Here is a 20,390-nt window from a genome sequence, read left to right on the forward strand (position 1 = left end):
GCCATGGACACCGCCGACATCCGCCGCCGCTTCGTCGCGCACTTCGAAGCCGCCGGCCACCAGGCTGTGCCCTCGGCGTCGCTGCTGGTGCCGGACCCCAACCTGCTGTTCGTGAACGCGGGCATGGTCCCGTTCAAGCCCTACTTCCTGGGTCAGGAGACGCCGCCCTACAAGCGCGCCGTCAGCGTCCAGAAGTGCGTGCGCACGCCCGACATCGAGGACGTTGGCAAGACGACCCGGCACGGCACGTTCTTCGAGATGTGCGGCAACTTCAGCTTCGGCGACTACTTCAAGCAGGGTGCGATCGAGCTCGCCTGGGACCTCGTCACCAAGCCTCTCGCCGACGGAGGCTGGGGCCTGGAGGAGAGCCGACTCTACCCCAGCGTCTACCACGGTGACCCCGAGGCGGCCGAGCTGTGGCGCAAGGTCACCGGCCTCCCCGACGAGCGGGTGATCCGGCTGGGCGAGAGCGAGAACTACTGGTCGATGGGTGTCCCGGGCCCCGGCGGCCCGTGCTCGGAGATCCTCTACGACCGCGGCCCGGAGTACGGCGAGGAGGGCGACTTCGGCGCCGAGGACCGCTACCTGGAGATCTGGAACCTCGTCTTCATGCAGGACGAGCTCAGCGCCGTGCGCAGCAAGACCGACTTCGACATCTCCGGGCGGCTGCCCAAGCAGAACATCGACACCGGGATGGGCCTGGAGCGGATCGCGCTCCTGCTCCAGGACAAGCCCAACATGTACGAGATCGACGTGATGTTCCCCGTCATCGAGATGGCCGAGCAGCTCACCGGGCGCCGCTACGGGGCCGACCCCGGTGACGACGTCCGCTTCCGCGTCGTCGCCGACCACATCCGCAGCTCGATGATGCTCATCGGTGACGGCGTCCGGCCCGGCAACGAGTCCCGCGGCTACGTCCTGCGCCGGCTGCTGCGCCGCGCCGTACGGTCCATGCGGCTCCTCGGCTACGAGGACCGGGCGCTGCCCGAGCTGATGCCGGTCAGCCGCGACAAGATGTCGCAGGGCTACCCCGAGCTGATGCTGGACTGGGACCGGATCTCGGCCGTCGCGTACGCCGAGGAGGACGCGTTCCGGGTCACGCTGCAGACCGGGACCACGATCTTCGACTCCGCCGCCACCCGGGTGAGCGCGGCGGGCGGCACCAGCCTCCCAGGGGACCAGGCGTTCGCCCTCCACGACACCTACGGGTTCCCGATCGACCTCACCCTGGAGATGGCGGCCGAGAAGGGCCTCAGCGTCGACGAGGAGGGCTTCCGCCGGCTGATGAACGAGCAGCGCGAGCGGGCCAAGGCCGACGCGCGCGCCAAGAAGGGCCAGCACGCCGACACCGGCGTCTACCGGTCCATCCTCGACCAGTCCGGCCCCACGGAGTGGCTCGCCTACGAGACCCTCGACACCGAGTCCTCGCTGGTCGCGCTGCTCTCGGGTGGCAAGGCCGTGGACGCGCTCGGCGAGGGCGAGGTCGGTGAGCTGGTGCTCGACCGGACGCCGTTCTACGCCGAGTCCGGTGGCCAGGTCGCCGACGCCGGCACGATCGAGTGGGACGGCGGCGCGCTCGAGGTCCTCGACGTGCAGCGCCCGATCCGGGGACTGGTGGTCCACCAGGTGCGCGTGCTGGACGGTGAGCTGCGCCCCGGCGCGGCGGTCGCCGCCTCCGTGGACCCCGACTGGCGCACCGGCGCCGCGCAGGCGCACTCGGGCACCCACGTGGTGCACGCCGCGCTGCGCGAGGTGCTCGGCCCCACCGCGCTGCAGTCGGGCTCGTACAACCGGCCCGGCTACCTGCGGCTGGACTACGGCTGGACGCAGGCGCTGAGCCCCGACCAGGTGCAGGCGGTGGAGCGCGTCTCCAACGCTGCCCTGCGCCAGGACCTCGCGGTGCGGGCCGACTACATGACCCTGGCCGAGGCCCGGGAGTGGGGCGCGCTGGCACTGTTCGGGGAGACCTACGACGACCAGCAGGTCCGCGTCGTGGAGATCGGCGGACCGTGGTCGCGTGAGCTGTGCGGCGGCACGCACGTGCGGCACTCCTCCCAGGTGGGCACGATCGTGCTCACCTCGGAGTCCTCGGTCGGCTCGGGCAGCCGTCGCGTGGAGGCGCTGGTCGGCCTGGAGGGCTTCGAGTACCTCGCGCGCGAGCGCGACCTCGTCGGTCAGCTGACCGGCCTGCTCAAGGTCCAGCCCGACCAGCTCGCCGACCGCGTCTGCGACATGGTCGAGCGTCTGCGTGCGGCCGAGAAGGAGATCGAGCGCGTCCGGGTGCAGCAGCTGCTGGCCGCCGCGGGCGAGCTCGCCGCGGGTGCCGAGGACATCGGGGGAGTGCTGTTCGTGGGTCACGAGGCGCCCGGAGCCGGTGGTGGCGACGTACGCACCCTGGCACTGGACGTGCGTGGCCGGATGCCCGCGGACCGGCCCGGGGTCAGCGCGATCCTCGGCGCGGCCAAGGGCAAGCCGTCGGTCGTGGTGGCGGTCAACGACGCCGCCCGCGCGGCCGGTATCTCCGCCAACACCCTCGTCCGTGCCGCCTCGGAGGTCCTGGGCGGCAAGGGAGGCGGCAAGGACGACGTCGCCCAGGGTGGCGGCACCGACCCGTCCCGCGCCACGGACGCGCTCGCGGCGATCCGTCGCGAGCTCGCGCGCTAGGGCGGGATGGAGACTTCCGCTCCCGCCGGCCTGCGCGGCGTACGCCTGGGGATCGATCCCGGGGACGCGCGCATCGGCGTCGCCAGCAGTGACCCGTCCGGCATCCTGGCCACGCCGGTCGAGACCGTCCCGCGGGCCGACGGGGACCTGGACCGCATCGCGGCGATCGTCGAGGAGCTGGAGGCGGTCCGGATCTATGTGGGCCTTCCGCGCTCGATGTCCGGGGGAGAGGGCCCCTCGGCCGGTAAAGTGCGGACGTTTGCACGTGCCCTGGCCGACCGGGTCACCCCGGTCCCGGTCAGGTTGTGCGACGAGCGCCTGAGCACCGTGACTGCCGAGGGGCAGCTGCGGGCCCAGGGGCGAAAGGGCAAGAAGCGCCGCGCCGTGGTCGACCAGGCTGCTGCCGTCGTCATCTTGCAGGGAGCCCTCGAGCGGGAACGGCAGACCGGCAAACTGGCCGGGGAGCTGTTGCCAGCCGGGGACACGAGCGACTAGGACAGATGCGTTGAGCCAGATCGACCAGACGCACGTCGACGACCAGGGCGAACCCTTCCTCGGTGGATCGGACGGTGGATTCGTGGACACGGACGAGAACGACGACCGCGAACCGCGGGGGCCGCGGTTCCGCCGCGGCTGCCTGCCGGTGCTGCTCGCGCTGGTGGTGCTGCTCGCCATCGTGTGGTTCGGCGGACGCTGGGCGTACGGCGAGATCAGCGACCGGTTCGCTCCCGCTCCCGACTACTCCGGAGCCGGCACCGGCTCGGTCCTCTACGAGGTCAAGTCGGGCGCCTCGTCGACGCAGATCGGCCGCGAGCTCAAGGCCGCCGACGTGGTCAAGAGCGTCGACGCCTTCACCGAGGCGGCCAAGAAGAACGACCGCTCGCGCAACATCCAGGTGGGCTACTACCAGCTGAAGAAGAAGATGCCGGCGGACGCGGCCCTGTCGGTGCTGATCGACCCGAAGAACCTGATGCAGAGCATCGTCGTCGTGCCCGAGGGCGCGCGGGTGGACCAGATCGTCAAGACCATCGTCGACAAGACCGACATCCCTCGCAAGGCCGTCACCGCCGGCCTGGCCGACCCGGAGGCGCTCGGGCTGCCACCCGAGGCGAAGGGGAACCCGGAGGGCTACCTGTACCCCGCGACGTACACGGTGCCGCCCAAGCAGACGGCCCTCGGGCTGCTCAAGCAGATGGTGGCGAAGACCGTCGAGGTGGAGGCCTCGCTTGACATCGCGACCCGGGCGGCCAAGGTCGGTCTCGACCCCGAGCAGGTGCTCACGCTGGCCAGCATCCTGGAGTACGAGGCGAACCGGTCCGAGGACTACCCGAAGGTGGCCCGGGTGCTCTACAACCGGCTCGAGCAGGGGATGAAGCTCCAGCTGGACTCGACCGTCACCTACGTCAGCAAGCGCAAGGGCGACGTGTGGACCACGGCGGCCGAGCGCGCCAACAAGTCGCTCTACAACACCTACGTGCACACCGGTCTCCCGCCGGGGCCGATCGGGTCGCCCGGCAAGGAGACCATCGAGGCGGCGCTGGCGCCGGCCGAGGGGGACTGGCTGTTCTTCGTGCCCGACTACGAGAACAAGACGACCGTGTTCTCCGCAACGCTCGCCGAGCACAACGTGGCCGTCAAGCGACTGCAGGAGTACTGCCGCACCACCGACAAGGAGTGCTAGGGGGTGCGTTGCGCTGTCCTCGGGACACCGATCGCCCACTCGCTCTCACCGGCGCTGCACCGGGCGGCGTACGCCCATCTGGGGCTCGACTGGACCTATGACGGCATCCTCGTCGACTCGGCCGGCCTGGAGGCGTTCCTGGACGGTCTCGACGAGACCTGGCGCGGGCTCTCGCTGACGATGCCGCTCAAGCGGACCGTGGTGCCGCTGGTGGACACCCTCGACGACTGGTCCCGGCTCTCCGGCGTCGCCAACACCGTGGTCCTGGACCACGGCCGACGACTGGGGCACAACACCGACATCCCCGGCGCCATCGCCGCGATCACCGAGCGGCTGCCGCAGCCACCGGCCTCGGCGCTCGTGCTCGGCGGCGGAGCGACGGCGACCTCGGTGCTGCTCGCCCTCGCGGAGCTCGGGTGTACGACGGCCCACCTGCTCGTGCGCGACCCTGCCCGTGCCGAGGAGACCGTCACCGCCGTGGCCCGCCACCCCAGGGCCCCCGTGGTGTCCGTGGGCTCCATCGCCGAGGCGGAGGCGACCGGCACGTCCCTCGCCGGAGCCGAGATGGTCGTCTCCACCATCCCCACCTCGGCGCAGTCGCCGGAGCTGCTCGCGGCGTGCGCGGAGGTGCCGTCGGTCTTCGAGGTCGTCTACGACCCGTGGCCGACGCCGATGGCGCGGGCAGCCCTGGACTCCGGTCGCCGGCTGGTCAGCGGGCTCGACCTGCTCGCGCACCAGGCGATCCTCCAGATGGAGCTGATGACCGGCGCCGTCGTACCCGTGGAGCTGGTCCGCGACGCCGGGCGCGCCGAGCTGGCCCGCAGGGCTGTGCACGACTTCGCCTAGGACCGGTAGCGGTCCTCTAACCTCACCGTGTGAACCTCGCCGATCCCGCCCACCTGCAGGCCGCCCTGGCCTGCCTCGTCGTGAGCGGACTGCTCGGCTGGTTCGCGCCGCTGCTCATCGCCCGGCTGCCCGAGCCGGAACCAGAGCCTGCTCCTGGGCCCGCTCCTGGGCCGGCTTCCCCGACGGGTGAGGAGGGCGGTGAGGCCACCGAGGACGAGCGCAAGCTGTTCGCGCACGAGCTGCCGGCTGCCCCACCCAAGGAGCCCTACGCCGACATCGCGGCGCGGCCGCACCTGGCGTGGTGGCTGGCGGTGTCCTCCGGCGTGGTCGGCGGACTCTTCGGCCTGACGCTGGGCTGGACGGGGGCGTTGCTCTACCTGGTCCCGCTGGCCCCGATCGGCGTGGTGCTGCTGGTGATCGACTGGCGTACGACGCTGCTCCCGAACCGCATCATCCACCCGACGTACGCCCTGCTGGCCGTCCTGGTCCCCCTCGCGGCCCTGGTCGACCAGGACCTCGACTCGCTCTACCGGGCGGGCTGGGGCTGGCTCGTGATCGGCGGCTGGTTCTGGGTGTTCTGGTGGCTGCTGAACGCCTGGGGGTTCGGCGACGTCCGTCTCGCCCGGGTGCTGGGACCGGCACTGGGATATCTGGGCTGGTCGGAGCTGCTGATGGGGCTGGTGCTGATCGTGTTCGTGGGAGCCATCGGAGGGGTCGTGGTCGGGCTCGTGCGCGGCAGCCTGCGAGCGCGGGTGCCCTACGGGCCGTCGATGCTGGTGGGGGCGCTGCTCGCGGTCCTGATCGGTCCGTGGCTCGCGCGGACCCTCGGCTACTAGGGGCTGATCACCGCAGCACGGCGTGCGTGAAAGACTGCCCCCATGCTGCGCTGGCTCACGGCAGGGGAGTCCCATGGCCCCTCGCTCACCGCAATCCTCGAAGGTCTCCCTGCCCACGTACGCGTGACCACCGAGGACATCGCCGACGCGCTCGCGCGTCGCCGCCTCGGCTATGGCCGCGGCGCCCGGATGAAGTTCGAGCAGGACGAGATCCAGATCACCGGCGGCGTCCGCCACGGGCTCACCCAGGGCGGCCCCGTCTCGCTGGTGATCGGCAACACCGAGTGGCCCAAGTGGGAGCGGGTGATGTCCGCGGACCCGATCGACCCCGCCGAGCTCGAGGCGCTGGGCCGCAACGCTCCGCTGACCCGCCCCCGGCCCGGTCACGCCGACCTCGCCGGGATGCAGAAGTACGACTTCGACGAGGCCCGCCCGATCCTGGAGCGCGCCTCGGCTCGCGAGACCGCGGCGCGGGTGGCGCTCGGACGGGTCGCCTCGGCCTTCCTGGAGCAGGCGACCGGCGCCCGGATGGTGGCGCACGTCGTGGAGCTCGGTGGGGTTCCTGCCCCGGCGGGCTCGGTGCCGACGGCCGACCAGGTCGCCTACCTCGACGCCGACCCGGTCCGGTGCCTGGACCCCGACGCCTCCAAGCTGATGGTGGAGCGGATCGACCAGGCCCACAAGGACGGGGACACCCTCGGCGGTGTCGTCGAGGTGGTCGTCCACGGCCTGCCCCCGGGCCTCGGGTCGCACGTGCACTGGGACCGCCGGCTCGACTCGCGCCTGGCCGGTGCCCTGATGGGCATCCAGGCGATCAAGGGCGTGGAGATCGGCGACGGCTTCGAGCTCGCGGCCACTCCCGGCTCGCTGGCCCATGACGAGATCGTCACCGAGAACGGTGTGCTGCGGCGTACCAGCGGACGCTCGGGCGGCACCGAGGGCGGCATGTCCACCGGCGAGGTGCTGCGGGTGCGCGCCGCGATGAAGCCCATCGCCACCGTTCCCCGCGCGCTGCGCACCGTCGACGTCGCGACCGGCGAGCCCGCCGTGGCGCACCACCAGCGGTCCGACGTCTGCGCAGTCCCGGCCGCGGGCATCGTGGCCGAGGCGATGGTCGCGCTCGTCCTGGCCGACGCCGTGCTGGAGAAGTTCGGCGGCGACTCGGTGACCGAGACCCGGCGCAACGTCGAGAGCTACCTGGACACCCTGAGGTTCCGTTGAGCCGCACGCCGCGCCTGGTCCTGATCGGCGCGATGGGAGCGGGCAAGACCACGGTCGGTCGTCGTCTCGCCGATGCCTGGGGCGTGGGCTTCCGTGACACCGACCACGACGTCGAGGCCACCGAGGGGCGGCCGGTCTCCGACATCTTCGTGGACTCCGGCGAGGGGCACTTCCGCGAGCTGGAGCGTGAGGCCGTGGCCACTGCCCTGGCCGACCACGACGGGGTGCTCGCGCTCGGTGGCGGCGCTGTCCTCGACGAGCAGACCCGTGCCGCACTCGCCGGCCACCGGGTGGTGTTCCTGCGCGTAGGGCTCACCGACGCCGCCAAGCGCGTGGGGCTCGGTGTCTCCCGCCCGCTGCTGCTGGGCAACGTGCGCGGGCGGATCAAGCAGCTAATCGACGAGCGCACCCCGGTCTACGAGTCCGTGGCGACCCACGTCGTCGACACCGACGGCCTCGCGGTCGACGAGGTGGTCGAGCAGGTGCTCGCGCTGGTCCCCAACGAGGTCACCGACGAGGTCCCGGGTGAGACCCGTGGCTGACCGGACCCGGCTGCACGTCGGCGGCGCCTCGCCCTACGACGCGGTCGTCGGCAACGGCGTCCTCGACGAGCTTCCCGGCATGCTGGGCCAGGAAGTACGCCGGGTCGCGCTCGCGTACCCCGAGGCGCTCTCCGGTCTCGCCGACCGGGTCGTGGCCGGACTCGGCGAGCGGGTCGAGCTGCTGCGCCTGCCGCTCCCGGACGGGGAGTCGGCCAAGACCGCGCAGGTCGCCGTGGACGCGTGGGAGCAGTTGGGCGCGGCCGGGTTCACCCGCTCCGATGCGGTGGTCACCGTCGGCGGCGGCGCGACCACCGACATGGGCGGCTTCATCGCCGCGACCTGGCTACGGGGCGTCCCCGTGGTCCACGTGCCCACGACCCTGCTGGGCATGGTCGACGCCGCGGTCGGCGGCAAGACCGGGATGAACACCGGTGCCGGCAAGAACCTGGTCGGTTCCTTCCACGAGCCCGCCGGCGTGATCTGCGACCTCGACGTGCTCGAGACCCTCCCGCCGGCCGAGCTCGTCGCCGGTCTCGGGGAGGTGCTCAAGTGCGGCTTCATCGCCGACCCGGAGATCCTCTCCCTGGTCGAGGCCTCGCCCGCCGAGGCGCTGCAGCCCGGGTCCGCCGTGCTCCGCGAGCTGGTGGAGCGGGCGATCGCCGTCAAGGTCGACGTCGTGGTGGGAGACCTCAAGGAGACCGGTGGCACCGACGGGCACCCGGGCAGGGAGGCCCTCAACTACGGGCACACCCTCGCGCACGCCGTCGAGAAGGGCACCGGCTACCGCGTCCGCCACGGCGAGGCGGTCGCCCTGGGGATGGTCTTCATCGCCGAGGTCGCGCGGCTGGTGGGACGGCTCGACGACTCCACGGCGGAGCGGCACGCAGCCGTGCTCGCCTCGGTCGGGCTCCCGACGACGCTGGCCGAGGTCGGCGCCGACCTGCCGTTCGAGGAGGTGCTCGCGACGATGCGCGTGGACAAGAAGGCCCGTGGGGCCCAGCTCCGGTTCCTGGTGCTCGACGGGTTGGCCCGCCCCGCGATCCTCACCGATCCCGACGAGGACGTGCTGCGGGCGGCGTACGAACTCGTGAGGGGGGTGGCCTCGTGAAGGTCCTGGTGCTCAACGGACCCAACCTGGGACGGCTCGGTCGCCGGCAGCCGGAGATCTACGGCACCACGACGTACGCCGACCTCGTCGAGCTGTGCCGCGGCTGGGGCACCGACCTGGGCCTCGACGTCGAGGTGCGGCAGACCAACCACGAGGGCGAGCTGCTCGACTGGCTCAACCGGGCCGCCGACGACGAGACTCCGGTCGTCCTGAACGCCGCCGCGTGGACGCACTACTCGCTGGCTCTCTACGACGCCTGCGCCCAGCTGGTCGCGCCCATGGTCGAGCTGCACATCAGCGACCCCAAGTCGCGACCGGAAGAGTTCCGGCACCACTCGGTCGTCACCCCGCACGCCGCGAAGGAGATCACCGGGCAGGGGATCGACGGCTACCGCCAGGCACTGGAGTACCTCGCCGGCCGCTGACTTCGGCTCCGGCCGACCGGCGGTGAGGGACGCGACCCCGCAGGCGGTCGAGCAGCGAGCGCCAGCGAGCGAAGAGTCGAGACCACGTTGGGACCACTAGGTGGTCGAGCAGCGAGCGAAGCCTTGCGTCGAGCAGCGAGCGCCAGCGAGCGGACAGCGAGACGAGTGGATAGTCGAGACCAATCGGGGTGACTCGACAGGCAGCCGTACGCCGAAGCACGCAACCACTAGGTGGCCGGGCCGCCGAACTTCGCCGGTGCCAACGAGGTCACGTCGCTCCTCGGCACCCAATTGCTCCCAGACCATCACTCCGTCTGCCTCTCGGCCGCTGATCGGGGTGAACCCCAGGGACGCGTAGAGGCGCCGGGCATCGTTGCCGTCCTCGACCGACAGACTGAGCCGGGGGAGACCTCGGGCCGCAGCCTCCTGCTGCAGCCGCTCCAGCAGCAGCCGGCCGACGCCCTCGCCCCGGCCGTCTTCCCGGACCCACAAGCTCACCTCGGGGACGGAGTCGTCGAGGAAGCCATACCCCGGGTCCGCGCTGGACAGGAACAGCGCCCACCCCACCCCGACCGGCTCGCCCCCGACCTCCGCCACGAACCCGAAGTCCCCGCGATCACTGTCCAGCCGTGTGTAGTGCCAGAACTCAGCCCTGTCCCGGACGTCGTCCTCGGTGAAGCGGTCCTCACTCCAGTTCAGGTTCCCGAGGGTGGCCCGGACGAGCAGTCCCTCGTCCCCGGTCGACAGAGGCCGGATCGCCAAGTTCCGCATCACACCGAGAGGCTACGGCGCGCGGGGTGGTGGGTCGGAGGTACGCCGGGGCGCTCGACCACCGTTGTGGTCGCGTGCACCGTCGTGCGGCTGCTTGTCGGGTCACCCTGAGTGGTCTCGGCTATCCGCTCGCTGGCGCTCGCTGCTCGACCACCTTGCGGTCGCGTGCTTCGGCGTACGACTGCCTGTCGAGTCACCTTGAGTGGTCTCGGCTATCCGCTCGCTTCGCTCGCTGCTCGACCACCATGTGGTCGCGTGCCCCGTCGTACGTCCGAGTGCGGGACCTCGTGCCGTCGTACGTCTGGCTTCCGAGTCGCCTGGTGTGGTCCCGACTACCCGCTCGTCTCGGCTCTTCGCTCGCTGGCGCTCGCTGCTCGACGCAAGGGTTCGCTCGCTGCTCGACCACCGGGAGAGGTCGCTGATCGACCACCCTGAAGCGCCGATCGACCATCTGCTGGCCCGCGGGGGGTTGGGGTGGGGGGATTGTGGAAGGCTCTCGGGGTGAAGGCTTTTCGGTGTCGTATCTGTGACCAGCCCCTGCATTTCGAGAACTCCGCGTGCGTGTCCTGCGGCAGCCGCCTCGGCTACTCGCGCGACGAGCGGGCGATCGTGCCGGTGGACGGGAAGGGGCGCTACGTCGACGGGCACGGGGACGAATGGTTCGTGTGCACGAACATCGGGCTCTCCGGGTGCACCTGGCTGGCGCGGACCGACGGGGGACAGTGCTTCGCCTGCGACCTGACCCGGACCCGGCCCAACGACGAGGACGCCGTTGGACTGGCGAACTACCCGGCGGCCGAGGCCGCCAAGCGCCACCTGATCACCGAGCTGGACACCCTCGGGTTCCCTGTGGTCGGCAAGGGCCAGGACCCCGAGAACGGGCTGGCCTTCGACCTGCTCAGCAGCGTCGAGGAGAACGTCGTGATCGGCCACGCCAACGGCCTGATCACCATCGACCTCGCCGAGAGCCGCGTCGCCCACCGCGAGAAGGTCCGCGAGCGGCTGGGGGAGCCCTACCGCACCATGCTCGGGCACTTCCGCCACGAGGTCGGTCACTACTACGAGTGGCAGCTGGTGCAGGGTGACCTGATCGAGCCTTGCCGCGAGCTGTTCGGCGACGAGTCGAAGGACTACCAGGCCGAGATCGACCGGCACTACGCCGAGGGCCCACCCGAGGGCTGGGAGACGTCCTACATCTCCAGCTACGCCACGATGCACCCGTTCGAGGACTTCGCCGAGACGTGGGCGCACTACCTGCACATCAGCGACACCATCCAGACCGCGTCCGAGTACGGCCTCGCGACCGTCAACGCGATCACGCGGTTCTCGCACTTCCGCGACGTCGTCGTGGGGGTGTGGGTCCCGCTCAGCGTGGCGCTGAACATGATCAACCGCAGCATGGGCCACGAGGACCTCTACCCGTTCGTGATCCCCGACGCTGTGCTCGAGAAGCTCGAGTTCGTCGCCTCGCTCGCCCCCGCCGCGCGGGACGCCTGAGCGCTAGCCGCGGATCCGGATCGCGCGGGACGCGTCCGGGCCCGGCGGCACCAGAGCGGCCTCGATCCTCGACCGCACCTCGTCGGGGAACGGGGACGAGGCGCTGCCGGTGACGTGTACGCCGAGGATCTCCTCGGTCGCGCGCAGGGTGCCGCCCGCCCAGAGCTCGTGCCAGATCCAGAGCAGCTTCGAGCTGGCACCCACGACCCACGAGCGCACCTCCAGCTCCTCGCCGGGACCCACCTGGTCGAGGTAGCGGATGTGCGCCTCCACGGTGAACAGCGAGGACCCTTTGGCTTCGCGGTACGCCGGTCCGAGGCCCACCGCCTCCATCACCTCGTCGGTGGCGTTCCCGAGCACCAGCACGTAGTACGCCTCGGAGAGGTGACCGTTGTAGTCGATCCACTCGTCGCGGACGCCCTCGGTCCAGGTGGTCAGCGGCCCGGTGGGGGGAGCCGCCTGCGCCTCGCTCACACGCGGCCCAGGGCTCGCAGCACGGCAATCACGCCCGCGTCGCGCTCGGCGACCAGCTGGTCGATGGTGCGCCCGTCCGCCTCGCGGTCGCACCCGTCCACGACCGCGTCACGCAGCTCCGGGGTCAGCTCGGGGGCGTCCAGCCTGGTCCAGGGAGACTTCAGCGAGGGGCCGAAGTGGTCCAGCATGTGCGCCATCCCGCCCTGGCCACCGGCGAGGTGGAAGGTCAGCATCGGGCCCTGGAGCGGCCAGCGCAGCCCAGGGCCGTCGGTGATGGAGAGGTCGATCTGCTCCACGGTCGCCTCACCCTCGGCGATCATGTGCAGCGCCTCGCGCCACAGCGCCTCCTGGAGCCGGTTGGCGATGAACCCGGGCACCTCGCGATCCATCGTGATCACCGACTTGCCCACGTGCTTGAAGAAGTCCGAGGTCCAGGCGACCACCTCGGGCGAGGTGTCCCCTCCACCGACGACCTCCACCAGCGGGATCAGGTACGGCGGGTTGAACGGGTGTCCGACGATCGTGCGCCCGGGGGTGGCGCAGGCGACCTGCATCTCGCTCATCCCGTAGCCCGAGGTCGAGGACGAGATCACGATCCCCTCCGGGGCGGCCGCGTCAATGTCCGCGAGCAGCTTCACCTTCAGGTCGAGGTCCTCGGGCGCGCTCTCCTGGACGAACTGGGCGCCCGCCAGCGCCTTGGCGAGGTCCGGCTCGAACCGGAGACGGGAGCGGTCCGCGCCCTCCGCCAGCCCGAGCTGGGTCAGCGCCGGCCATGCCGCGTCGACGAGGTGCCGCAGCCGCGCCTCCGCGTCGGGGGCGGGGTCCCAGGCGACCACGTCGTACCCGCGTGCCAGGAAGTACGCCGCCCAGCCGCCGCCGATCACTCCGGCCCCGACGCAGCACACGGTGCGTACGTCGTCGACCGCCACCGGAGGCGTGCTCATGCGGCCCTCGGCTTCAGGTCCAGGATCTCGCGACCCTCGTCGGCGGTCGCGACCTCCGCGCCCATGGCCTCGATGATCGTCCGCGCACGCTCGACGAGCTGCGCGTTCGTCGCCTTCACTCCCTTGCTCAGGTAGAGGTTGTCCTCGAGGCCGACCCGGACGTGGCCGCCCAGCAGCACCGACTGCGCCACCCAGGGCATCTGCATCCGCCCGAGCGCGAACGACGCCCACACGGCGCCGTCGGGGAGCTGCTCGACCATCGTCGCCAGCAGCCGCGGGTCGGCGGGGGCGCCGTAGGGGATGTCCATGCACAGCTGGAACATCGGGGGCGCGTCGATCAGCCCTTCCTCGACCAGCTGCTTGGCGAACCACAGGTGCCCGGTGTCGAAGATCTCCATCTCGACGCGGACGCCGAGCTCCTGGATCCGCTTCGCGCCGTCGCGCAGCATGTCGGGTGTGCTCACGTAGACCAGGCTGCCCTCGCCGAAGTTCAGGCTCCCGCAGTCGAGCGTGCAGATGTCGGGCAGGAGCTCCTCGACGTGCTTGAGCCGCTCCACCCCGTTCACCAGGTCGGTGCCCTCGACGAAGTCGGTGGGGTTCTGCGGGTCCAGCATCAGGTCGCCGCCCATCCCGGCGGTGGTGTTGATGATGACGTCGACGTCGCTCGCCCGGATCCGCTCCACGACCTCGCGGTAGTAGGACACCTCGCGCGAGCCCACGCCTGTCTCCGGATCGCGCACGTGGATGTGGATGATCGTCGCCCCCGCGCGGGCCGCGGCGATGCCGGACTCCGCGATCTGCTCGGGCGTGACCGGCACGTGCTCGGAGCGACCGGCGGTGTCGCCGGCGCCGGTGAGGGCGCAGGTGATCATGACCTTGCGGTTCATCGTGTGCTGCACGGTGGTGCCTCCCTGTCTGGTGGTGCGTGGTGCATGGGTCAAGAGGTGGCGGCGGCCGCCCGGGCCACCGAGGCGAGCCCGAGATAGCTCAGGTCGCGGAACTGCCGGTCGGAGACGAAGTCCTCGTAGGGCCACTGCGAGGTCTTCACCACGACCACGTCGAGGTCGCGGTCCACGTAGGTGAACTGGCCGCGGCTCCCGTCAGCAGTGCCGCGTCGCCCGGTCTCGTCGGTGGGCCACCAGTGCCGGCCGAAGCCGGCGTGCGTGGTGATCGAGCTCGGCAGCCGGCCCGGCGCCAGGAACGGGTACTCCGCCCGCAGGCTCTCCTCGACCCAGGACTCGTCGAGCAGGCGCTCCTCGCCCACGGTGCCGTCGAGCTGGAGCAGGCCGATCCGGGCCCAGTCCCGGGCAGTCGCGACCAGGGCGCCGCCGGCCATCGGGGTGCCGGCCGAGTCGACGCCGACGTACGCGTCGCCGGTGCAGCCCAGGGTCCGCCAGAGCTCACCCAGCGCCACGTCGTACGCCGCCCCGGTGGCCCGTTCGCGGACCCAGTCGAGGACCTGCGAGTCGGCGGTGCAGTACTCGTAGCGCGTGCCGGGCACGGAGCGCGGGCCGATCTGCGAGAGCAGCGCACGCGAGTCGCCCCCGTCGCCGGCGAAGCACGCCGTGAGCCGGCTGGCCGGGCCGTCGGGGTCGCGGTGGTCCTCGACCCAGTCGACGCCCGAGGTCATCGTGAGCAGGTCGTGCACGGTGCAGGCCGCGTAGCCGGTGCCGGCCAGCTCGGGCACGTGGTCGGTGACCCGGTCGGCCGGGCCCAGCGACCCCGACGCGACAGCGGTCCCGACGAGGTGGGCCAGCGCCGACTTGGTCATCGAGGCGCCGAGGAAGCAGTCGTCGGCGCTGAGGCCGTCGGCGTACCACTCGTGCACCACCCGGCCCCGGCGCAGGACGAGGAGCGAGGTGCCGTGGGTGAAGGCGTTCCACTCGTCGAGGTCGAACATCCGCCCGGCCCCGGCGATGGCGACCTCGAGCTGCTGCGGCTGCCCAGGCAGGGGAGTGCCGGGGACCGCGGCGATGGTGCGGAACTCCTGACCGAGAGCGGAGCCGAACCCGTCCTGGGGGTTGACGAACCGCAGTCCCGAGAGCCGGGACGGGGCAGCAGCTGACATCAGTCGATGCGCGGACTGTTCGCCAACAAGCGCTGGGTGTACTCCTGCTTCGGGGAGTCCATCACCTCGACCACGGAGCCGGACTCCACGACCCGTCCCGCGTTCAGGATCTGCACGCGGTCGGCGATGGAGCGCACCAGCGCGAGGTTGTGGGTGACGAAGAGCATGCTGATGCCGCGGGAGACCCGCAGCGACTCCAGCAGCGAGACGATCGAGCCCTGCACCGACACGTCGAGGGCCGAGGTGATCTCGTCGCAGACCAGGACGTCGGGCTCGGCTGCCAGAGCGCGGGCGATCGCGACGCGCTGGCGCTCACCGCCGGAGAGCCTGCTCGCCTGGTACTTCAGCACGGCCGGCCCGAGCGCGACCTGGTCGAGCAGCTCGACGACGCGCTCGGTCGCCGCCTTGCCGGAGGCGATGCCGAACAGCTCCATCGGCCGCTTGACGATCTGCTCGATCGTCAGGCGCGGGTTCAGGGAGAGGTAGGGGTTCTGGAAGATGTACTGGATCCGCTTGCGGTCCGCCGCGCTGCGCTTGCGAGAGCCGTGGCCGAGCTGGGTGCCCTCGAACTCGATCTTCCCGGTCCAGTCCTTGTGCAGGCCGCCGACGCAGCGCGAGATCGTGGTCTTGCCGGACCCGGACTCGCCGACCAGCGCAACCACCTCGGCCCTGCCGAGGTCGAAGCTGACGTCGAAGACCACCTGCTTGCGACCGTAGGAGATCCCCAGGTCCTCGATGTTCAAGATGATGTCGCGGGGCTTCGCGGGGTCGGTGTCGGGCACCGCGCCCCGGGAGATGTCCCAGGTCCCGATCTCGCCCACACGGATGCAGCGCACCTCGTGGGCGGGGGCGACCTCGCGCAGCTCGGGGACAGCCTGGCGGCACTGGTCGATCGCGAACTCGCAGCGGTCGTTGAAGCGGCACCCCGACGGCCGCGCACCGGGTGCGGGCGTGCGGCCGGGGATCCCGGCGAGGGCACGGGCCTGGCTCAGGTGCGGGATCGAGTCCAGCAGCGCGCGCGTGTAGGGGTGCGCCGGGTTGTTGAAGATCACGTCGCGCTCGCCCAGCTCGGCGATCTGGCCGGCGTACATCACCGCGACCCGGTCGGCGATGTTGGCGATCACCGCCAGGTCGTGGGTGACGTAGAGCGCGGCCACCCCGTGGGAGCGGCACAGCGCGCTCATCGTCCGCAGCACCATGCCCTGGGTGGTGACGTCGAGACCGGTCGTGGGCTCGTCGAGCACGAGCACCTTCGGCTTGGGCAGGAACGCCATCGCCAGGGCGACGCGCTGCACCTGCCCGCCGGAGAGCTGGTGGGCGTAGCGGCGGAGGAACTCGTCGTCGTTCGGGAGGCCGACCTCGGCCAGTCCGTCGCGCGCTCCTTGCAGCCGGCTCTCGGGGGTGCCGAGACCGCGCAGCTCCATCAGCTCGACGATCTGCTTGCCGATGCGGATGCTGGGGTTCAGCGCGGAGGCGGGGTCCTGCGGGACGTAGGCGATCTCCTCGCCGCGCAGCTGCCGCACCTCCTGCCACGTCATCGCGAGCAGGTCGGTGTCCTGGTAGAGCACCTTGCCCTGCTCGATCTGCGCGCCCGGCCGGGTGTACCCGAGCAGGGCGGTGCCCACGGTGGTCTTGCCGCTGCCGGACTCACCGACGAGGCCGACCACCTCGCCAGGGTGCAGCACGAGGTCGATGTCGTCGACGACATCGACGCCCGGGCGCGCGCTGAGGCCGATCCGGAGGTTCTGGACTGAGATCCCCGTCGTGATCCGGGCAGTGTCCGGTTCGCGGGCTGGCGCTGTCATCAGTCGTCCCCTCCTCGCTGGCTCAGCTGCGCGATTCCGTCGGCCATCAGGTTGGTGCCGATCGTGAACAGGCCGATGACGAGCACGGGGGCGAGCACGCCCCACGGCTGGGTGGCCAGGCCCAGGCGGTTCTCGTAGATCATCTGGCCCCAGTTGGCGCCGCCGGGGTCGGTGTTGAACCCGAGGAAGCCCAGGGACGCCACCAGGGCGATGGAGAAGGTCAGCCGCAGACCGGCCTCGGCCAGCAGGGGAGCGTTCATGTTGGGCAGCACCTCGGCCACCACCACGCGGGTGCGTCGCTCACCGAGGGCCTCGGCGGCGTGCACGAAGTCGCGTGAGACCAGTCCGAGCGCGACGCCGCGCGCGATCCGCGCGGTGCGGGGCGCGTTGGAGACGCCGACGAGCACGATGATGATCCAGGCCTTGGGCTGGTTGACGGCCGTGAGCACGACGAGGGCGAGCAGGATCTGGGGGAACGCGAGCATCACGTCGTTGAGCCGCATCACCACCTCGTCCCACCAGCCGCCGGCGTACGCCGCGACGACTCCGATCAGCGTGCCGAGCACCATGCTGAGCACCGTGCCTGCGAGCGCGATCAGGAGGATCTCGGTGCCGCCGTGCAGCACGCGGGTGAGCACGTCCTGACCGAGGTAGTCGGTCCCGAAGATGCCCTGGGACGCGAACGGCGGGCCGACCACCTCGTTCTCGCCGTGGGGCGCGAGGAACGGCCCGGCCACCGCGATCAGCGCGACGAAGGCGGTGAGGAGGCCGCCGGCGAGGAAGCGCTTCTGCTGCAGCGCCTTGCGCCACGTGGAGAGCTCCTCCGGGGCTGGGGCCGGGGTGGGCGGGGCCGCTGAGGTGCTCATGAGGAGATCGCCGTCCGTGCGCGCGGGGTGAGCAGGATCGAGAGGAGGTCGGCGATCAGGTTCACCACGACGTACACGCCGGCGATGATCATGCTCAGCGCCTGGACCACCGGGATGTCATGGTTGCGGACCGCGTCGACGAGCTGGAAGCCGACGCCGGGGTAGTTGAACAGTGTCTCCACGAGCACGACGCCGCCTGCGAGCCAGGCCAGCTGGAGGGCGATCACCTGGATGCCGGGGACGATCGCGTTGAGCAGCGCGTGCTTGCGCATCACCACCCGTTCGGGGATGCCCTTGAGCCGGGCCAGCTCCACGTAGTCGCTGTCCAGCACCTCGAGGAGGGTGGAGCGGATGATGCGCGAGACGTACGGCGCCACCGCCAGCACCAGCGTCGCCACCGGGAGGATCATCCCCTTGGGCTCGTCCCAGGGGTGACCGCCCGAGCTCACGATCGTCACCGCCGGCAGCAGGTGCAGCACCGAGGTGGAGAAGAACGCGACGAGCAGGATGCCGATCACGAACTCGGGGAGCGCGGCCAGCGCCAGCAGCAGCGTCTGGATCACCGTGTCCGGACGGCGGCGGCGGTAGTTCGCCGAGAGCATCGCGATGCCGAAGGCGATCGGGATCATCACCAGCGCCGAGAGCAGCACCAGGACCATGGTGTTCGTGACGTTGCTGCTGATCATCTCGCTGACCGGTTGCTGGCTGGCGATCGAGGTGCCGAGGTCGCCGGTGAGCAGACCGCCGAGCCAGTCGAAGTAGCGCGTGAACACCGAGTCGTCGAGGTTGAGCTGCTCGGTGAGCTGCTGGACCCGGGCCGGGTTGGAGTTGTACTCCCGGCCCAGGATCGCCCGCACCGGGTCACCCAGCGAGGTGGTCGCGATGAAGACGAGAATCGAGACCAGCCACAGCGTGAGCAGCGCCAGCCCGACGCGTCGCGCCAGCCAGGAGGCCCAGGCGACCGCGCCGCTTCGTGACCTGGGCGGTGCCACCTCGTCCAGGGCGTCGGGCAGGGTCGCTGCGTCGGCCACGACTCAGGCCGAGACGGAGGCGTTCTGGAACTTGTACGACCCCAACGGAAGGTACTTGCTCGGCTCGATGCCCGAGACCTTGCTGGAGTAGCCGTCGACCTGTCGGCGGAAGCCCCAGATGATGTAGCCGCCGGTGTTGTACTCGATCTCCTGCGCGTCCTGGAGCAGGGTGGTGCGCTTGGCCTCGTCGGTCTCCCGCTGGGCGGCCGCGATCAGCCCGGCGAACTTCGGGTCGTCGAAGTGCGTCTCGTTGTACGTGCCGCTCTTGAGGGCGCACACCGCTGCCTGCGGCAGGTAGTTGCGGGTGTTCCAGAAGTCCTGCGCGAACGGGTAGGAGAGGTAGTCGTCACCGTAGAAGGGGTTCTTCTTGGTGATCTTCACGTCGACGCCGGCCTTCTTGGCCTGCTCCTTGAACAGGTTCGCCGAGGCGGGAGCCACCGAGCCGATGTCGTCGCCGGTGAACAGCTGGATCTGCAGGCCCTCCTGGCCGGCAGCCTTCAGCAGCGACTTGGCCTGGTCGATGTCCTGCTCGCGCTGCGGCAGGTCCTTGGCGAAGGCCGGGTCGAAGGGGGCGTACATGTCGTTGCCGAGGCTGCCGTAGCCGCTCAGGGCCTGGTCGATCATCTGCTGGCGGTCGCAGATCAGTCGCAGGGCCTGGCGCACGCGTACGTCGGAGAACGGCTTGGTGTCGACCCGCATCGTGAACGGGACCCAGGCGCCGGTGTCGGACTCGAGGATCTTGCCGCCCTGGCCCTTGAGGGTGTCGATCAGGTTGTAGGGCAGGTTGTCGATGGTCTGGATCTGTCCGGCCTGCAGGGCGTTGACCTGTGCGTTGGGGTCGGAGAAGTCCTGGATGTGCAGCTCGTCGACCAGTGCCGCGTCGCCCCAGTAGCCGGCGTACTTGGTGAAGACGCTGTCCTTGCCGGGGGTGAACGACTTGTGGGCGAAGGGGCCGGTGCCGAGGGGCTTGGACGGGTCGTAGCCCTCGGGGACGATGCCGAAGGTGTACTCCGCGAGCAGGTAGTCGAGCAGGGCGTACGGCGACTTGAGCTTGATCTCGATCGTCTTGTCGTCGAGCTTCTTGGTCGCGGCGAGGTCGATGATCGGCGCCAGGGCCACTCCGGCGGAGGTGGGCGCCTTGGGGTCGGCGACCCGCTGGATGGAGAACAGGACGTCCTCGGCGGTGAGGTCCTTGCCGTTGTGGAACGTCACGCCCTCGCGCAGCTCGATGGTCCAGGTCATCGCGTCGGCCGAAGGAGTCACGGCCTCGGCGAGGCCGGGGGAGACCTTGTACTGGCTGTCCCAGAACAGGAGGGGCTCGAACAGGTTGCTGACGCGGGCGATGTCGGGGTTGGTCACCGGGGCGTGCGCGTCGAGGGTGTCCTTGGTGCTGCCGCCCGTGGCGCCGTGGACCAGGATCCCGCCGGTCTTCTTCTTCGCGCTGCTGTCGTCGTCGCTGCCGCAGCCCGTGAGGAGCTGGGCGCCGCCGACGGCAGCTGCCGCGAGTCCGGTGTAGCGAAACAGGTCGCGCCGGGAATGGTTGGAGAGTCCCGACATGGCATCCGCGTTGTTCGTCATCCGAACTCCTCTGTTTGTAATCCGAACAGAACT

At 70.8% G+C, this 20,390-nt stretch carries 19 protein-coding genes; 10 read left to right on the plus strand and 9 right to left on the minus strand.

Translation table 11 applies throughout. From position 1 onward, the window contains the following. Positions 1–3 precede the first annotated feature (3 nt). Genes alaS through AC4BGC_RS07645 form a run of 9 tightly spaced genes read left to right on the plus strand, consistent with a single transcriptional unit; the run spans position 4 to position 9,323 of the window. Positions 4–2,664 (plus strand): alanine--tRNA ligase, encoded by a 2,661-nt coding sequence (gene alaS, locus AC4BGC_RS07605; RefSeq protein WP_490555024.1) that lies wholly within the window; start codon positions 4–6, stop codon positions 2,662–2,664. 6 nt (positions 2,665–2,670) lie between these two features. After that, on the plus strand, positions 2,671–3,159 hold the full coding sequence (ruvX, locus tag AC4BGC_RS07610) for a Holliday junction resolvase RuvX (RefSeq protein ID WP_490544482.1): 489 nt from the start codon (positions 2,671–2,673) through the stop codon (positions 3,157–3,159). Between the two features lie 10 nt (positions 3,160–3,169). Then, entirely contained in the window at positions 3,170–4,345 is a 1,176-nt protein-coding gene (mltG, locus tag AC4BGC_RS07615) for an endolytic transglycosylase MltG (RefSeq protein WP_490555025.1), read from the plus strand. Positions 4,346–4,348: 3 nt separating this feature from the next. Continuing rightward, positions 4,349–5,191 (plus strand): shikimate dehydrogenase, encoded by an 843-nt coding sequence (locus AC4BGC_RS07620; RefSeq protein WP_490555026.1) that lies wholly within the window; start codon positions 4,349–4,351, stop codon positions 5,189–5,191. Between the two features lie 29 nt (positions 5,192–5,220). Further along, entirely contained in the window at positions 5,221–6,027 is an 807-nt protein-coding gene (locus AC4BGC_RS07625; protein ID WP_490555027.1) for a prepilin peptidase, read from the plus strand. A 42-nt stretch (positions 6,028–6,069) separates the two neighbouring features. Beyond that, positions 6,070–7,248 (plus strand): chorismate synthase, encoded by a 1,179-nt coding sequence (aroC, locus tag AC4BGC_RS07630; RefSeq protein WP_490555028.1) that lies wholly within the window; start codon positions 6,070–6,072, stop codon positions 7,246–7,248. Continuing rightward, the gene (locus tag AC4BGC_RS07635) at positions 7,245–7,790 is read left to right on the plus strand and encodes a shikimate kinase (RefSeq protein ID WP_490555029.1); all 546 of its coding nucleotides are present in this window, start codon (positions 7,245–7,247) and stop codon (positions 7,788–7,790) included. Before aroC ends, AC4BGC_RS07635 begins: the two co-directional genes overlap by 4 nt. Next, entirely contained in the window at positions 7,783–8,898 is a 1,116-nt protein-coding gene (gene aroB, locus AC4BGC_RS07640; protein ID WP_490555030.1) for a 3-dehydroquinate synthase, read from the plus strand. The genes AC4BGC_RS07635 and aroB overlap by 8 nt, the downstream gene beginning before the upstream one ends. Continuing rightward, positions 8,895–9,323: a type II 3-dehydroquinate dehydratase gene (locus AC4BGC_RS07645; protein ID WP_490555031.1), complete on the plus strand. Its 429-nt coding sequence runs from the start codon at positions 8,895–8,897 to the stop codon at positions 9,321–9,323. Before aroB ends, AC4BGC_RS07645 begins: the two co-directional genes overlap by 4 nt. Before the next feature lie 96 nt (positions 9,324–9,419). Here AC4BGC_RS07645 and AC4BGC_RS07650 read toward each other — a convergent pair whose 3' ends face one another. Then, positions 9,420–10,094: a GNAT family N-acetyltransferase gene (locus AC4BGC_RS07650; protein ID WP_490555032.1), complete on the minus strand. Its 675-nt coding sequence runs from the start codon at positions 10,092–10,094 to the stop codon at positions 9,420–9,422. Positions 10,095–10,595: 501 nt separating this feature from the next. Here AC4BGC_RS07650 and AC4BGC_RS07655 point away from each other — a divergent pair. After that, complete coding sequence (locus tag AC4BGC_RS07655) at positions 10,596–11,591, plus strand: zinc-binding metallopeptidase family protein (RefSeq protein WP_490555033.1); 996 nt, start codon at positions 10,596–10,598, stop codon at positions 11,589–11,591. Between the two features lie 3 nt (positions 11,592–11,594). On the opposite strand, the gene AC4BGC_RS07660 is transcribed toward AC4BGC_RS07655, so the two are convergent. Genes AC4BGC_RS07660 through AC4BGC_RS07695 form a run of 8 tightly spaced genes read right to left on the minus strand, consistent with a single transcriptional unit; the run spans position 11,595 to position 20,357 of the window. Then, positions 11,595–12,065, minus strand: a complete 471-nt coding sequence (locus AC4BGC_RS07660; protein ID WP_490555034.1) for a thioesterase family protein — start codon at positions 12,063–12,065, stop codon at positions 11,595–11,597. Next, positions 12,062–13,009: a 3-hydroxyacyl-CoA dehydrogenase NAD-binding domain-containing protein gene (locus AC4BGC_RS07665; protein WP_490544461.1), complete on the minus strand. Its 948-nt coding sequence runs from the start codon at positions 13,007–13,009 to the stop codon at positions 12,062–12,064. Before AC4BGC_RS07665 ends, AC4BGC_RS07660 begins: the two co-directional genes overlap by 4 nt. Beyond that, a complete protein-coding gene (locus tag AC4BGC_RS07670) occupies positions 13,006–13,896 on the minus strand; it encodes a beta-keto acid cleavage family enzyme (RefSeq protein ID WP_490544459.1) in 891 nt (296 codons plus the stop codon). The genes AC4BGC_RS07665 and AC4BGC_RS07670 overlap by 4 nt, the downstream gene beginning before the upstream one ends. A 50-nt stretch (positions 13,897–13,946) precedes the next feature. Continuing rightward, positions 13,947–15,077 (minus strand): serine hydrolase domain-containing protein, encoded by a 1,131-nt coding sequence (locus AC4BGC_RS07675; protein ID WP_490555035.1) that lies wholly within the window; start codon positions 15,075–15,077, stop codon positions 13,947–13,949. Continuing rightward, positions 15,077–16,882: an ABC transporter ATP-binding protein gene (locus AC4BGC_RS07680; protein WP_490555036.1), complete on the minus strand. Its 1,806-nt coding sequence runs from the start codon at positions 16,880–16,882 to the stop codon at positions 15,077–15,079. Before AC4BGC_RS07680 ends, AC4BGC_RS07675 begins: the two co-directional genes overlap by 1 nt. Next, positions 16,882–17,748 (minus strand): ABC transporter permease, encoded by an 867-nt coding sequence (locus tag AC4BGC_RS07685; RefSeq protein WP_490555037.1) that lies wholly within the window; start codon positions 17,746–17,748, stop codon positions 16,882–16,884. Before AC4BGC_RS07685 ends, AC4BGC_RS07680 begins: the two co-directional genes overlap by 1 nt. Next, positions 17,745–18,779, minus strand: a complete 1,035-nt coding sequence (locus tag AC4BGC_RS07690) for an ABC transporter permease (protein WP_490555038.1) — start codon at positions 18,777–18,779, stop codon at positions 17,745–17,747. The genes AC4BGC_RS07685 and AC4BGC_RS07690 overlap by 4 nt, the downstream gene beginning before the upstream one ends. Before the next feature lie 3 nt (positions 18,780–18,782). After that, on the minus strand, positions 18,783–20,357 hold the full coding sequence (locus AC4BGC_RS07695; RefSeq protein ID WP_490544448.1) for an ABC transporter substrate-binding protein: 1,575 nt from the start codon (positions 20,355–20,357) through the stop codon (positions 18,783–18,785). Positions 20,358–20,390: the final 33 nt, after the last annotated feature.

The organism is Nocardioides sp. Z38_18 (assembly GCF_058215695.1).

Coding starts and splice junctions, on each gene's coding strand:
- alaS (WP_490555024.1), top strand. CDS start 4: ATGGACACCGCCGACATCCGCCGCCGCTTCGTCGCGCACTTCGAAGCC.
- ruvX (WP_490544482.1), top strand. CDS start 2,671: ATGGAGACTTCCGCTCCCGCCGGCCTGCGCGGCGTACGCCTGGGGATC.
- aroC (WP_490555028.1), top strand. CDS start 6,070: ATGCTGCGCTGGCTCACGGCAGGGGAGTCCCATGGCCCCTCGCTCACC.
- AC4BGC_RS07650 (WP_490555032.1), bottom strand. CDS start 10,094: ATGCGGAACTTGGCGATCCGGCCTCTGTCGACCGGGGACGAGGGACTG.
- AC4BGC_RS07665 (WP_490544461.1), bottom strand. CDS start 13,009: ATGAGCACGCCTCCGGTGGCGGTCGACGACGTACGCACCGTGTGCTGC.
- AC4BGC_RS07670 (WP_490544459.1), bottom strand. CDS start 13,896: ATGAACCGCAAGGTCATGATCACCTGCGCCCTCACCGGCGCCGGCGAC.
- AC4BGC_RS07675 (WP_490555035.1), bottom strand. CDS start 15,077: ATGTCAGCTGCTGCCCCGTCCCGGCTCTCGGGACTGCGGTTCGTCAAC.
- AC4BGC_RS07680 (WP_490555036.1), bottom strand. CDS start 16,882: ATGACAGCGCCAGCCCGCGAACCGGACACTGCCCGGATCACGACGGGG.
- AC4BGC_RS07685 (WP_490555037.1), bottom strand. CDS start 17,748: ATGAGCACCTCAGCGGCCCCGCCCACCCCGGCCCCAGCCCCGGAGGAG.
- AC4BGC_RS07695 (WP_490544448.1), bottom strand. CDS start 20,357: ATGACGAACAACGCGGATGCCATGTCGGGACTCTCCAACCATTCCCGG.